The organism is Mycobacterium sp. ENV421 (genome assembly GCF_002887815.1).
Classification (GTDB): domain Bacteria; phylum Actinomycetota; class Actinomycetes; order Mycobacteriales; family Mycobacteriaceae; genus Mycobacterium.
In genome coordinates this window covers 421348-435473 of the sequence record NZ_PDHO01000002.1, presented here as the reverse complement: position 1 = coordinate 435473, position 14126 = coordinate 421348, and the positions used below count along the sequence as shown (strand labels likewise).

Sequence of the window (14126 nt, the reverse complement as noted above, 5' to 3'; positions counted from 1 at the left end):
GACGCCCTCGCCAAGATCAGCCACGGACTTGAACACTAAATTGAGCCAAGTCGGGTGACAGGCGCACAACACTTTCGACCATCAGCTGAGTATCCGCGGGGTCCAGCGAAGGCCATTGAGCGCTGACCCATCCGCCGAAAACCTCCATACCGCGGTTGATCAATGGGTCACCACGGGTCGTGATGAGAGGTAGCAGCGACAGATCGCTGTGATCGGGCGAACGGGTCAGGATCGTCTGCAACAGCGGATTGTCCCGTACGACATCGAGGATGTAGCGGCTGGCTTCCTGCACTGCACCGGAGAGGTCACCGGGGTGTTGAGCCAGCCGCGCCTGAACGCCGTCGAAAAAGATCGACGTCTCGCGCTGAACCAGGGCTACTCCCAGGTCGTCTTTGGTGCCGAACTCGGCGTGCAGGCTCTGCCTGCTGATGCCGATCGATTCCGCGATTGAGCCCATTCGCACTGCTGACCAGCCCCGTTCGAGCACGACGTGGCGGGCGGTGTCCAGCGCAAGTTCTCTGAGCCGAGCACGACTGAAAGCCCTGGTTTCGGCGCGAAGGTCGACGACAGCCACGGCTCGGAGTCTATCTCTCCCGACAAAACTTACGGATCGTTAACTCTCATTAACAAATTATCGTAAATGTCAGAAAGTGGCAGAAGTCACGCCCGAGTCGGCGCGTGCCTGGCCACGTCCCCGTGGCGCCCTTGTTGTAAAGGAGAACCGTGTTGACAACGCCGGAAGCCGGCAGCGTGAGCAGAATCGCCACCGCGCTGGAGGCCTGTTACACGTCGATCGAAAGCCTGTGCGCTGATCTGAGTGACGCCGACTGGAGGGCGCAGTCGCTGTGCCCGGACTGGGATATGCGCGCTGTTGTTCAGCACGTCGCCAGCATCGAGGCCGTGATGGCCGGGTGGCTGCCGCAGGACAACACCACGCCACCGCCGTTCGAGCGGGCGGCGGAGTTCCTGGCCGGGACCGACGATCCGGCGGTGCTGGTCGAGAAGGTGCGGAGCGTCTTCGCCGAGCGTCGGCGGGATCTGAGCGCGCTGAGTGCCGCCGATCTGGACCGGCCGTCGTGGATGCCGGTCGGTCCAGGTACTTACGGGCGCTTCCTGGAGATCCGGGTCTTCGATTTCTGGGTGCACGTCCGCGACATCACGATTCCACTGGGCCGCGCGACCGACGATGACGGTCTCGCGGCCGAGCTCGCGCTCGCCCAGGTCGAGAGCTCGATCGGCTACATCGCCGGCAAGAAGGTGGGTGTGCCTGAGGGCAGCAGTATTGCCTTCAAACTGACCGGTCCGCTTGTTCGGGAGATCGACGTCGCGGTTGATGGACGCGCGAAACTGGTTGACCACCTTGATCATCCGGATGCCACGCTGTGCACGGACTCGACGACGTTCATCATGCTGGCGTGCGGGCGCATCGATCCGCAGGCCCAGATCGATTCGGGTGCGGTCAGCTGGACCGGTGACGCCGAACTCGGTGAGCGTGCCGCCCGCAACCTGCGGTTCACGATGTGAGCGGGCGGCCGGAGTTCGTCGACTTCCACTTCGACGTGATGTGTCCCTACGCCTACCAGACCTCGCGGTGGATCCGCGAGGTGGCGGACCGGACGGGGCTGGTGGTGAACTGGCGGTTCTTCAGCCTCGAGGAGATCAATCGCACAGAGGGCAAGAAGCACCCGTGGGAACGGGCCTGGTCCTATGGCTGGTCGATGATGCGCATCGGAGCCCTGTTGCGGCGGCAGTCGATGGGCGATGTGGGGGCTTGGTATCAGCGGGCCGGCCGGGCCCTGCACGTCGAGGGGCACAAACCGCACGATCCGGCGGTGGCGCGCCATCTTCTTGACGAGCTGGGTTTCGATCCGAGGTTGGTGGACCAGGCGGTCGCTGATCCCACGACCGGCGATGAGGTGCTGGCCGACCACAGGCGGGTGGTGGCAGCCGATGGCTATGGCGTGCCGACACTGTTCTTCCCCGACGGGCAATGTTTGTTCGGCCCGGTGCTCATTGACCCGCCCACCGGCGACGCGGCGGTTCGGCTGTGGGACGCCGTCGTCGCGTGGACGGAATTCCCGCATCTCTACGAACTCCAGCGGCCAAAGACACCGGCTGACGAACGGCTGATCGCCGAGACGTTCCGGCCGTATTTGGAAGCGCGCGACTGGGTGTCGATCAACCGGGGCGAGGTCATCAGCTTCGGCGACGGGGGAGTTCAGCGGTGACCGGAGGCGGCCTGGCCTATGACACGCGCGGCGCGGTCGCTGTCGTGACGATCGACGATGCGCCTTTCAACCGAATGTCGTTCGCGTTCATGGATTCACTGGAGTCACTCGTCGCCGACATCGCCGCCGACGAGCAGATCCGCTCAGTCGTCCTCACCGCGGCGGGTGACCGGAACTTCTCGGTCGGAATGAATCTCAAAGAGTTGGCCGGCTCCCTAGGGCGGCCGACCGAGCTCGACGAAATCTTCGATCAGCGGCTCCGTGTGCTCTCCGCGATTGAGAACATGGACAAACCCTGGATCGCGACTCTGTTCGGCAATTGTCTCGGGGGCGGCCTGGAGCTCCCACTGGCCTGCCATTTCCGGCTTGCCGCCGAAGAGGGAGCGAAAATTGGTCTGCCGGAACTGCATTTGGGAACGGTTCCGGCCTGGGGCGGCAGTGCGCGGCTGGTGCGATGCATCGGTCGTGACCGCGCGGTCGATCTGATTCTGCGGGCCAAGACCGTCTCGGGTCGGGAAGCGCTGGCCCTGGGTCTGGTCACCGAGGTCTGGCCCAACGCTGAACTCAAACAGCGGGCAATGGATCTCGGTGAAGAACTGGCGAGGCAACCGAGGAGCGCGGTGGCCGCGATGCTGCGGTGTTTGGTGGCAAGTGAGGACAGGACGCTAGCCGAGTCGTTACACGACGAGCGAGCGGCCGTCCACGCCACATTGGGCAGTCCGGACATGGTCGAGGGCCTCACGGCCTTCCTCGAGAAGCGGCAACCCAGGTTCAATCGGACACGCGAGACGCAGTCGGACGTCACCGGCTGAGGCAGTTGTCCACAGATCCCAACTGATCCACAACGGGCGCCTGTTCGGGCCATTCCTGTCGCGTGGTCGTCGGTGAGCTACGGCTCACTGGAGGCGCAACTCACGCCAATGGAAAGGACCCAAGTCATGTTCGAAACCCATCTCACCGTCGTCGGCCGCGTTGTCACCGACCTTCGCCGCCGAGTCGTCGGCGACCAGGAAGTGATCAGCTTCCGGGTGGCCAGTAACTCCAGGCGCCGCACGGGAGACGGCACCTGGGAGCCCGGCAACTCCTTGTTCATCACCGTCAACTGCTGGGGCAAGTTGGTCACCGGCGTCGGCGCCGGCCTGTACAAGGGCGCCCCGGTGATCGTCGTCGGCGACGTGTTCACCAGCGAGTACGACGACAAGGACGGCGTCCGGCGGTCTTCGCTGGAGATGCGGGCCACGGCGGTCGGCCCCGACCTGTCGCGGGCGATCATCCGCTTCGAGCAGACTCAGTCCAAGCCGGCCGAAGCGGTCGATGCCGAGCCGCTCGCCGAGGACCAGCCCGACGCCGCCGACGATGTCGAGCAGACAGCTGATCTGGCCTTCTCGGCGTAGCGGAGGCGGTGGCCGCGCTGGCGTGGTCCAGCGCGGCCGCGAGGCCTGGCCGTGGCGCGCCTAGGATGGTCGGCGAGCATTTCACGACAAAGACGGAAGGCACCCCCGCGGCAATGGCCGAATACATCTACACGATGCGCAAGGTCCGCAAGGCACACGGCGACAAGGTCATCCTCGATGACGTCACGCTCGCCTTCCTGCCCGGAGCCAAGATCGGCGTCGTCGGCCCCAACGGTGCGGGTAAGTCCAGCGTGCTGAAGATCATGGCCGGCCTGGACCAGGCCAACAACGGCGACGCGATGCTGGCGCCGGGAGCCACGGTCGGCATCCTCATGCAGGAGCCGCAGCTCGACGAGACCAAGACCGTCCGGGAGAACGTCGAAGAGGGCGTGGCGATCAAAGCCAAGCTCAACCGGTACAACGAAGTGGCCGAGCTGATGGCCACCGACTACACCGACGAGCTCATGGACGAGATGGGCAAGCTCCAGGAGGAACTGGACGCCGAGGACGCCTGGGACATCGATTCGCAGCTCGAGCAGGCGATGGACGCGTTGCGCTGCCCGCCGCCGGACGAGCCGGTGACGCACCTGTCCGGTGGCGAAAAGCGTCGCGTGGCGCTCTGCAAACTGCTGCTGTCCAAGCCGGACCTGCTGCTGCTCGACGAGCCGACCAACCACCTCGACGCCGAGAGCGTGCTGTGGCTCGAACAGCACCTCGCCGCTTACAAGGGCGCGATCCTGGCCGTCACCCACGACCGGTACTTCCTGGACAACGTCGCCGAGTGGATCCTCGAACTCGACCGCGGCCGCGCCTACCCGTACGAGGGCAACTACTCGACCTATCTGGAGAAGAAGGCCGAGCGCCTCGAGGTGCAGGGCAAGAAGGACCAGAAGCTGCAGAAGCGCCTCAAGGAGGAACTGGCCTGGGTGCGCTCCGGCGCCAAGGCCCGGCAGGCCAAGAACAAGGCTCGCCTCGGCCGGTACGAGGAGATGGTCGCCGAGGCGGAGAAGACACGGAAGCTCGACTTCGAGGAAATCCAGATCCCGGCTCCGCCGCGGCTGGGCAGCGTGGTGGTCGAGGTCGAGCACCTCGACAAGGGGTTTGAGGGCCGCACGCTGATCAAGGACCTGTCGTTCACGTTGCCCCGCAACGGCATCGTCGGCGTCATCGGCCCCAACGGTGTCGGTAAGACCACCCTGTTCAAGACCATCGTCGGACTGGAACAGCCCGACAGCGGATCCGTGCGGGTCGGCGACACCGTCAAGCTGAGCTATGTCGACCAGAGCCGCGCCGGCATCGACCCGAAAAAGACGGTGTGGCAGGTGGTTTCGGACGGTCTCGACTACATCGAGGTCGGTCAGAACGAGATTCCGTCGCGGGCGTACGTGTCGGCGTTCGGGTTCAAGGGGCCCGATCAGCAGAAGCCGGCCGGCGTGCTCTCCGGTGGTGAGCGCAACCGGCTCAACCTGGCGCTGACCCTCAAGGAGGGCGGCAACCTGATCCTGCTCGACGAGCCCACCAACGACCTCGACGTCGAAACGCTGTCCTCGCTGGAGAACGCGTTGGAGAACTTCCCGGGCTGCGCGGTGGTGATCAGCCACGACCGCTGGTTCCTGGACCGCACCTGCACGCACATCCTGGCGTGGGAGGGCGACGACGACAACGAGGCCAAGTGGTTCTGGTTCGAAGGTAACTTCGGTGCCTACGAGGAGAACAAGATCGAGCGAATGGGAGCCGACGCGGCCCGTCCGCACAGGGTCACCCACCGCAGGCTCACACGCGACTAATGTTGGCGGCTGCGGACCAGCGTCGGTTCGCACGCTGATCAGGAGTCGCAGGTATGACGGTTGACCCCAAAGCTACCGAGTCACTGGGTGAGGCCTATCTCGCCACCTATCGCGGGCCGCACGGCGGGGCCCCCGACGTTGACGCCACCGACACCGGTCCGCTGGTCGCGGCGGCCGCCGAGCAGGCGGTGCCCACTGAGCTGATTGCCGCCCACGAGCGGCTGGCGCGCGTCCGGTCCGTCGGCGAGACACTGGTCGCGGTTTATCCCGGCGACGATCCCGGCGGCTTCGGGCCCGCGCTGCAGATCGTCACCGACCAGGCCACCATGCTCCTGGATTCGGTCACCGTGCTGCTGCATCGGCTCGGCGTCAGCTATGTCGCGTTGATGAACCCGGTCTTCCGGGTGCGGCGCAGCGCAACCGGAGAGCTGCTGGACGTACGGCCGTCGTCGATGAACGAACCGGCAGGCCCGGAGTCCGACGGGATCGACGAATCGTGGATCCATGTCCAACTCTCGCCGTCGGTGAACCGCAAGGCGCTGGCCGAGGCAGAGCGGATGCTGCCGATGGCGGTGGCCGACGCCCGGCAGGTGGCGCTGGATTCGACGGCGCTGTCCGCCGCGCTGCACGACCTCGCCCGCGAGATCGACACCGACACGGGAAGCCGATTCGTCGGCGCGGACCGCAGCGACGTCGCCGACCTGTTGCGGTGGCTGTCCGACGGCCACTTCATCCTGCTGGGCTGTCAGGACTGCACGGTGCGCGATGGGGTCGCCACCGTCGTCGAATCCAGCAGGCTGGGTGTGGCGCGGTTGCGCACCGAGGTGCTGCCCGAGCTCACCAACCCCGGCGATGTGCTGGTGCTGGCGCAGGCCACCATGCCCAGCTTCCTGCGCTACGGGGCGTACCCGTACATCGTGGTGATCCGCGAGCACATGACCTCCGGGGATGTGGAACACCGGTTCGTCGGGCTGTTCACGGCGGCGGCGATGAGCGCCAACGTGCTTGACATTCCACTGATTTCGCGGCGGGTGCGCGACGTGCTGGCGATGTCGAAGAGCGACCCCAGCCACCCCGGGCAGCTGATGCTCGACATCATCCAGACCATTCCGCGCTCGGAGCTATTCTCGCTGACCGCCGAGCAGCTGCTGGCGATGGCGATTGCCGTCGTCGACCTCGGCTCGCGCCGTCGCGCCCTACTGTTTCTGCGTGCCGCCCAACTAGGCCAATTCGTATCCGCCCTGGTGTATCTGCCCCGCGACCGCTACACCACCGTTGTGCGGCTGGCGATGCAGGACATCCTGGTGCGTGAGTTCGGCGGTCTGAGCATCGACTACACCGCGCGGGTCAGTGAATCACCCTGGGCGGTGGTTCATTTCACGGTGCGACTGCCGGACAGCTCAACACGTGAGTCGATCGACGACAGCGAGCAGAACCGCACCCGGGTGCAGGGCCTGCTCACCGAGGCGCTGCGCACGTGGGGTGACCGGCTGATCGGTTCGGCACGGACCGGCAAGATCGACCAGGCGATCGCCGAACACTACGCCGAAGCGCTGCCCGAAACGTTCAAGCAGGCCGTCACCTCGACGGAGGCGATCACCGACATCGGCTTCATCGAAGCGTTGCAGGAGGATTCGGTCAAACTGCAGTTCGAGGAAGGCGACGAGGGCAATGAGGCCTTCCTCACCTGGTACCTCGGCGGGTCGACCGCATCCCTGAGTCATCTGCTGCCGATGCTGCAGTGCATGGGAGTGCTGGTGCTCGAGGAGCGCCCGTTCACCGTGGTGCGCCCGGACGGACTGAAGGTCTGGATCTACCAGTTCAAGATCCGGCCGGACGCGTCGATGCCAGAAGCTGCCAGCCAGGAGGAGTGGGACGCCACCGCGCAACGGTTCGCCGATGCCGTCACCGCCATCTGGCAGGGGCGCGCCGAGATCGACCGGTTCAACGAACTGGTGCTGCGCGCCGGGCTCACCTGGCAGCAGGTCGCGGTGCTGCGCGCCTACGCGAAGTACTTGCGGCAGGCGGCTTTTCCCTACAGCCAGTCGCACATCGAGTCGGTGCTCAACGGTAATCCGGGTACTGCGCGTTCACTGGTCACCCTCTTCGAGGCGATATTCGACCCGGACTCCGCCGACAAGGGCCTGGACGCGCTCGCCGCGGCCGACGCGGTGTCCGCCGACATCGACGCACTGGTCAGCCTCGACACCGACCGGGTGCTGCGGGCGTTCGCGACGATGATCCAGGCGACGCTTCGGACCAACTACTTCGTCACCAGCGAAGACTCGGCGCATGCGCAGAACGTGCTGTCGCTGAAACTCGACCCGCAGCTGATCGGCGAATTACCGCTGCCCCGGCCGAAATTCGAGATCTTCGTCTACTCACCTCGGGTCGAGGGCGTGCATCTGCGGTTCGGTCACGTTGCGCGCGGTGGCTTGCGGTGGTCGGATCGCCGGGAGGATTTCCGCACCGAAATCCTCGGCCTGGTCAAAGCCCAGGCCGTCAAGAATGCGGTGATCGTGCCCGTCGGCGCCAAGGGCGGATTCGTCGTCAAGAAGCCACCCGCGCCGCTCGGGGATGCCGCCGCGGACCGGGATGCGTTCCGCCACGAGGGAATCGCCTGTTACCGGCTGTTCATCGCCGGCCTACTCGATGTCACCGACAACGTCGACCGGGCTACCGGACAGGTCATCACCCCGCCCCGGGTGGTCCGCCGCGACGGCGACGACGCCTACCTCGTCGTCGCCGCCGACAAGGGCACCGCCACCTTCTCCGACATCGCCAACGACGTTGCCCAGTCGTACGGCTTCTGGCTGGGCGACGCGTTCGCCTCCGGCGGTTCGGTCGGTTACGACCACAAGGCCATGGGCATCACCGCCAAAGGCGCCTGGGAGTCGGTCAAACGGCACTTCCGCGAGATGGGCGTGGACACCCAGACCCAGGACTTCACCGTCGTCGGAGTGGGTGACATGAGCGGCGACGTCTTCGGCAACGGAATGCTGCTGTCGCACCACATCCGGCTGATCGCCGCGTTCGACCACCGGCACATCTTCATCGATCCGGACCCGGACGCGGAGCGGTCGTGGCAGGAGCGGCGTCGGCTGTTCGAGCTGCCCCGGTCGAGCTGGGAGGACTACGATCCCAGCCTGATCAGTGCGGGCGGAGGCGTGTTCAGCCGCCAGCAGAAGTCGATTCCGGTCAGCCCGCAGATGCGTGCCGCGCTCGGCCTGCAGGGCGAGGCCGACGAGGTCACCCCGCCCGCGCTGATGAAGGCCATCATGCAAGCCCCGGTGGATCTGTGGTTCAACGGCGGCATCGGCACCTACATCAAAGCCGAGTCCGAATCCGATGCCGAAGTTGGTGACCGCGCCAACGACACCATCCGCGTGAACGGAAACCAGGTGCGCGCCAAGGTGATCGGCGAGGGCGGCAACCTCGGGGTGACCTCACTGGGCCGGGTCGAGTTCGACCTGTGCGGTGGCCGCATCAATACCGACGCCATGGACAATTCCGCCGGCGTGGACTGCAGCGACCACGAGGTCAACATCAAGATCCTGGTCGACTCGTTGGTCACCGCGGGCAAGGTGAGCGCCGACGAGCGCACCGCGCTGCTGGCCTCGATGACCGACGAGGTGTCGCGGCTGGTCCTGACCGACAACGTCGACCAGAACGATCTGATGGGCACCAGCCGGGCCAACGCCGCGACGCTGCTCAACGTGCACGCCCGCCAGATCGTCGAGCTCGAGGAGCGGCGCGGACTCAATCGCGGGCTGGAGGCGTTGCCGTCGAACAAGGAGATCCGCCGCCGCCAAGAGGTGGGCATCGGGCTGACCTCCCCGGAATTGGCGACCCTGATGGCCCACGTGAAGCTGTCCCTCAAGGACGACGTGCTGGCCAGCGAGCTGCCCGACCAGGAGGTGTTCGCCGCGCGGCTGCCGCAATACTTCCCGAGCCAGCTGCGTGACCACTTCGCAGCTGAAATCCGCGGCCACCAGCTGCGCCGGGAGATCACCACGACGATGTTGGTCAATAATGTGGTCGACACCGGCGGCATCACCTTCGCCTACCGGGTCACCGAGGACACCGGTGTGGGATACGTCGACGCGGTCCGCACGTTCGTGGCCACCGACGCGATCTTCGGGATCACCAAGGTCTGGCAGCGCATCCTCGACGCATCGCGGGAAGGGTTGCCGGTCAACGTGTCCGACCGGATGACCCTGGATCTGCGTCGCCTGCTGGACCGGGCGTCGCGCTGGCTGCTGAACTACCGGCCGCAGCCGCTGGCCGTCGGCGCTGAGATCAACCGGTTCGCCGCGACGCTGGCCGAGCTGACGCCGCGGATGTCGCACTGGCTGCGCGGCGACGACAAGGCGATCGTGGCCAAGGAGGCCGGTGAGTTCGAAGCGCACGGCGCCCCGGCCGATCTGGCCTACACGGTGGCCACCGGCCTGTACCAGTACAGCCTGCTCGACGTGATCGACATCGCCGACATCGTCGACCGGGATCCTGCCGAGGTCGCTGACACCTACTTCGCCCTGATGGATCACCTGAGCACCGACGGTCTGCTGACCGCGGTGTCCGGACTCCCTCGCGACGACCGCTGGCATTCGTTGGCACGCTTGGCCATTCGCGACGACATCTACGGATCGTTGCGGGCACTGTGCCTCGACGTGCTGGCGGTCGGCGAGCCCGAGGAGACGGGGGAGGAGAAGATCGCCGAGTGGGAGCACACCAACGGATCCCGGGTCGAGCGGGCACGTCGCACGCTGGCCGAGATCTATGCCGACGACGAACGTGACCTGGCCACACTGTCGGTGGCGGCACGCCAGATCCGAAGCATGACCAGGACGAGTGGAACAGGGTCAAGTGGTTAATGGATTCACCACCGGCGTGCACGTGCGCTGGTCGGACATCGACATGTATCAGCACATCAACCACGCCACGATGGTGACGATCCTGGAGGAGGCGCGGGTCGACTTCCTGGCCGAGCCGTTCGCCGAGGACATCACCACCATCGGTTTGCTCATCCACGAGGTCCAGGTGCTCTACAAAGGCCAACTGCGGTTGGACGATTCACCACTGCAGGTGACGATGTGGACCAAGCGGCTGCGCGCCGTGGATTTCACCCTCGGCTATGAGGTGCGATCGCTCAACGCCGCGCCGGACTCACGACCGTCGGTGATCGCCGAGACACAGCTGGCTGCGGTGCACATCAAAGAGCAACGGTTGGTGCGGCTTTCGCCCAAGCATCGGGAGTACCTCCAGCGCTGGCAGCGATGACCGGCGGGCAGGAGCGGGGCGACCGGGGGATGTCACCGCCCGAACGTGCCTTGGTCATTCCCGACGCTGTCGTCCGCAGCGATCTGGCGGTGTTCGTCGAACATGCGCTGCGCCTCGACGAAGCCGCGGTGGTCCGGCTGCGGGCGCGGGCCGACGGCGTGGTGACGGCCTGGGTGGCCACGGGGTTCGACGTGCTCGCGGTACGGGCAGTCGCCGGTGAGATCAGACCCGCCGACTTGTCCTGCGGAGCAGACGAATTAGCCCGCGGCCTCCGTAATCGCGAGGTGTCCGGCCGGGTGGATCCCGGCTTTCCGATGGATTCCGCTTGGCGCGGCGTTCTGCCGCCGGACAGCGGCTTCACCCACCTCGACGATGTGCCGGCCGCAGTTCTGATCGACCTGGCCCAGCGGGGTGCCGACCTGGCCAAGGAGCACAGCAGCGCGCACGGACCGCCGGCGTCGCTGCTGGATCAGGACGTGCTGCGGGTGAGTTCGGGTGACACCGAGGTCGGCGTGCCGATGCGGTGTGTGTTCGCTTTGACCGCAATGGGATTCATGCCGGAACCGCCGGGTGAAGACGAGATCGTCCGGGTGCGGCTGTCGCCGACGTGGTTGCGGATCGACGCGCGGTTCGGATCGGTGTATCGCCGACGCGGCGATCCCGCGCTGGTGCTGCGTTAGTATCCGCGCGTGGCTGACAACGTCCACGGCACCCTGCCGTTCTGGAGCCGCCCGGCCGCCCGCGTGACGGTCGGGGGTGCGGTCGGCGCGGTCGTGACTGCCGTGCTGTGGCGCCAGAACGGCATGCTGTCGCTGCTCGGCGGGTGGACGGCGCTCGCGCTGATCTTCACCGGCTGGACGTGGCTGGCGCTGTGGGGTTTCGACCACAAGGAGACCAAGCAGCACGCCAGTCAGGAGCAGCCGCTGCCGTGGGTCGTCACGGCTTTGGTGCTCGGCGGCGCGGCCGCCAGCCTGGTCGGGGTCTGGGTCCTGTTGGGCCGCAGCCAGGATGCGGCAGGCGGCGTCCGGCACGATTCGGGTGCGGGCTGGATGGCCGTCGGCAGCGTCGTACTGTCCTGGCTGACCATCCACACGCTGTACGCGATCATCTACGCCAAGCACTATTTCGACTCGAAGCAGCCCGGCGGAATCGACTTCAACAGTCCGCCCGGCCACAAAGATCAACCCTGCTTCAAGGATTTCTTCTACGTCGGCTTCGCCGTCGGGATGAGCTTCGCGATCTCCGACACCAACCTGACCTCGACGCGGATGCGGGCCACCGCGCTGGGCCACGGGCTGCTGTCGTTCGTGTTCGGCTCGATCATCGTCGCGTCGGTGGTGAACCTGCTGGCCGCAGGCGTCTAGCCGGTCACGACCCACGCCGCCGAATCGGGAGGCAACTGCCCGCCGACCAATGGCGCACTGGCGGCGAGCACATCGCCGGCGGGCAGCTCGAGTGGCGTGCGGCCGGTGTTCAGCACGCACAACATCCCGGCCGACAGGAACGCCAGCGCGTCGTCGCGCAGAAGGAGCCACTCCACGTCGAATTCGGTGAAGTGAAAGTGGCTGCGCCGCAGCCGCAGGATCGTGCGGAAGAAGAGCAGCGTCGAATCCGGTTCGGCGAGTTGGCGTTCGACGGTCACGGTGGACCAGTCCGGCGGCATCGGTAGCCAGGTGTCCGGGTTCGACGAGAAGCCGAACGGCGGTGTGTCACCCGACCACGGCATCGGGACCCGGCAGCCGTCGCGGCCGCGTTCGGTGTGCTTCGATCGCTCCCACACCGGATCCTGCAGCGCCTCGTCGGGCAGGTCGACGTTGGGCAACCCCAGCTCTTCCCCGTTGTAGAGGAACACCGCACCGGGCAGCGCCAGCATGACCATCGCCATCGCGCGTGCCCGGGTGAGCCCGGCGGCGCCGTCGCCGTAGCGGGAGACCTCGCGCTCCACGTCGTGGTTGGACAGCGTCCAGGTAGGGCTGGCGTCTGCCAGCGCTGCCGCGGCCAACGCGTTCTCGATCGCACCGCGAACGCTGGCCGGGTTGAATTCGGCTCGTACCAAACGGAAATTGAAGCCCATGTGCAATTCGTCGGGCCGCAGATACTTGGCGAAGTCCGCGTTGTCGAACACCCAGATCTCGCCGATCGTCACCGCATGGGGATAGTCGTCGAGCACCGAGCGGATACCGCGGTGGATGTCGTGGACGCCCTCGTGGTTGAACCGGGGATCGTGGTCATCGAGGGTGAGCATCTCGACGTCCGGGTTCGTCATGTCCGGCAGACCGGGCGGTTTGGCCATGCCGTGCGCGACGTCGATGCGGAAACCGTCGACCCCGCGGTCCAGCCAGAACCGCAGTGTCTTCTCCAGGTCCGCGAATACTTCGGGGTTGTCCCAGTTGAGGTCTGGCTGTTCGGAGTCGAACAGGTGCAGGTACCACTGGCCGTCGGCGACCCGGGTCCAGGCCGGCCCGCCGAACACCGATACCCAGTTGTTGGGCGGCTGAGCGCCGTCCGGTCCCAGGCCGTCGCGGAAGATATAGCGTTGCCGTTCACTACTTCCCGGTGCGGCGGCCAGCGCGGTCTGGAACCAGGCGTGCTGCGAACTGGTGTGGTTGGGCACCAGATCCATCGTGATGCGGATGCCGCGGGCATGCGCCTCGGTGATCAACCGCTCCAGGGCGCCGAGACCGCCGAAGAGCGGGTCGACGTCGCGGGGGTCGGCCACGTCGTAGCCGTGATCGGCCATGGGGGAGACCATCACCGGGTTGAGCCAGATCGCGTCGACGCCGAGCTCGCTCACGTGATCGAGGCGCGCGGTGACGCCCTCGAGATCGCCGACGCCGTCACCGTTGCTGTCGGCGAAGGAGCGGGGATAGACCTGATAGAAAATCGCGTTCGTCCACCACGGGACGGCTTCGGTCATCGGTGTCCTCTAGAACGGGGAGTTGACCATCGACTGCGCGGCCATCTCGAGGTAGGCCAGCAGCTCCCGCCGGTGCGCGTCATCGAGCGTCTGGGAGTCGATTGAGGCTACCGCGGTGTGCATGCAGCGCAGCCATGCGTCGCGCTCGATGAAACCGATCTTGAACGGGACGTGGCGCATCCGAAGCCGGGGATGTCCGCGAAGGTCTGAATAGGTCCGCGGCCCGCCCCAGTACTGCTCGAGGAACATGCGCAGCCGGACCTCGGCATCGTCGAGCTCGTCGGGGGGATACAGCGGAAGCAGCACCTCGTCCTCGCGGACCTGCTCGTAGAAACGGGCCACGATCGTGCGGAACGTGTCATGGCCGCCCACGGCGTCGTAGAAGGTCTGCCCACCGCCGTCGGACTGAGTCTCTGTCACCCCACCATTGTGTACATCCACCTCAGACGGAGCCCACGTCACCCGATGTTCACGGATTTGACCTGCGAACACCGAACAAATAGCCGTGCGATCGCGGCGG

12 protein-coding genes are annotated in these 14126 nt (G+C 66.2%); 9 read left to right on the top strand and 3 right to left on the bottom strand.

All coding sequences use genetic code 11. The annotated features are described in order from the left end of the window. Positions 1-16: 16 nt before the first annotated feature. Positions 17-574 carry a TetR/AcrR family transcriptional regulator gene (locus tag CRM90_RS04320; RefSeq protein WP_102805732.1) on the bottom strand — a complete coding sequence of 186 codons (558 nt, stop codon included), beginning with the start codon at positions 572-574 and terminating at the stop codon, positions 17-19. Positions 575-723: 149 nt separating this feature from the next. On the opposite strand from CRM90_RS04320, the gene CRM90_RS04315 reads away from it, so the two are divergent. The 9 genes from CRM90_RS04315 to CRM90_RS04275 all read left to right on the top strand — a co-directional run bounded on the left by CRM90_RS04315 (position 724) and on the right by CRM90_RS04275 (position 12053). Then, positions 724-1524 (top strand): maleylpyruvate isomerase family mycothiol-dependent enzyme, encoded by an 801-nt coding sequence (locus CRM90_RS04315; RefSeq protein ID WP_233209151.1) that lies wholly within the window; start codon positions 724-726, stop codon positions 1522-1524. After that, positions 1521-2228 (top strand): mycothiol-dependent nitroreductase Rv2466c family protein, encoded by a 708-nt coding sequence (locus CRM90_RS04310; RefSeq protein ID WP_102805731.1) that lies wholly within the window; start codon positions 1521-1523, stop codon positions 2226-2228. Before CRM90_RS04315 ends, CRM90_RS04310 begins: the two co-directional genes overlap by 4 nt. Next, on the top strand, positions 2225-3040 hold the full coding sequence (locus CRM90_RS04305; RefSeq protein WP_102805730.1) for an enoyl-CoA hydratase/isomerase family protein: 816 nt from the start codon (positions 2225-2227) through the stop codon (positions 3038-3040). The genes CRM90_RS04310 and CRM90_RS04305 overlap by 4 nt, the downstream gene beginning before the upstream one ends. A 126-nt stretch (positions 3041-3166) precedes the next feature. Next, the gene (locus tag CRM90_RS04300; RefSeq protein WP_102805729.1) at positions 3167-3622 is read left to right on the top strand and encodes a single-stranded DNA-binding protein; all 456 of its coding nucleotides are present in this window, start codon (positions 3167-3169) and stop codon (positions 3620-3622) included. A 113-nt stretch (positions 3623-3735) separates the two neighbouring features. After that, on the top strand, positions 3736-5409 hold the full coding sequence (ettA, locus tag CRM90_RS04295) for an energy-dependent translational throttle protein EttA (RefSeq protein ID WP_102805794.1): 1674 nt from the start codon (positions 3736-3738) through the stop codon (positions 5407-5409). Between the two features lie 53 nt (positions 5410-5462). Next, positions 5463-10283 carry an NAD-glutamate dehydrogenase gene (locus CRM90_RS04290; protein WP_102805728.1) on the top strand — a complete coding sequence of 1607 codons (4821 nt, stop codon included), beginning with the start codon at positions 5463-5465 and terminating at the stop codon, positions 10281-10283. Further along, entirely contained in the window at positions 10276-10689 is a 414-nt protein-coding gene (locus tag CRM90_RS04285) for an acyl-CoA thioesterase (RefSeq protein ID WP_102805727.1), read from the top strand. The genes CRM90_RS04290 and CRM90_RS04285 overlap by 8 nt, the downstream gene beginning before the upstream one ends. 29 nt (positions 10690-10718) lie before the next feature. Beyond that, the gene (locus CRM90_RS04280) at positions 10719-11369 is read left to right on the top strand and encodes a DUF8185 domain-containing protein (RefSeq protein ID WP_102805793.1); all 651 of its coding nucleotides are present in this window, start codon (positions 10719-10721) and stop codon (positions 11367-11369) included. A gap of 9 nt (positions 11370-11378) precedes the next feature. Then, complete coding sequence (locus tag CRM90_RS04275) at positions 11379-12053, top strand: DUF1345 domain-containing protein (RefSeq protein ID WP_102805726.1); 675 nt, start codon at positions 11379-11381, stop codon at positions 12051-12053. Here CRM90_RS04275 and CRM90_RS04270 read toward each other — a convergent pair. Together CRM90_RS04270 and CRM90_RS04265 are read right to left on the bottom strand one after the other, a co-directional pair. Next, positions 12050-13606 (bottom strand): glycoside hydrolase family 13 protein, encoded by a 1557-nt coding sequence (locus tag CRM90_RS04270; RefSeq protein ID WP_102805725.1) that lies wholly within the window; start codon positions 13604-13606, stop codon positions 12050-12052. The genes CRM90_RS04275 and CRM90_RS04270 overlap by 4 nt on opposite strands. Before the next feature lie 9 nt (positions 13607-13615). After that, a complete protein-coding gene (locus CRM90_RS04265; RefSeq protein ID WP_233209150.1) occupies positions 13616-14026 on the bottom strand; it encodes a globin in 411 nt (136 codons plus the stop codon). Positions 14027-14126: the final 100 nt, after the last annotated feature.

Bases quoted from the DNA above. Each gene is read 5' to 3' on its own strand.
- CRM90_RS04300 (WP_102805729.1), top strand. From the start codon at position 3,167: ATGTTCGAAACCCATCTCACCGTCGTCGGCCGCGTTGTCACCGACCTT.
- ettA (WP_102805794.1), top strand. From the start codon at position 3,736: ATGGCCGAATACATCTACACGATGCGCAAGGTCCGCAAGGCACACGGC.
- CRM90_RS04290 (WP_102805728.1), top strand. From the start codon at position 5,463: ATGACGGTTGACCCCAAAGCTACCGAGTCACTGGGTGAGGCCTATCTC.
- CRM90_RS04280 (WP_102805793.1), top strand. From the start codon at position 10,719: ATGTCACCGCCCGAACGTGCCTTGGTCATTCCCGACGCTGTCGTCCGC.
- CRM90_RS04270 (WP_102805725.1), bottom strand. From the start codon at position 13,606: ATGACCGAAGCCGTCCCGTGGTGGACGAACGCGATTTTCTATCAGGTC.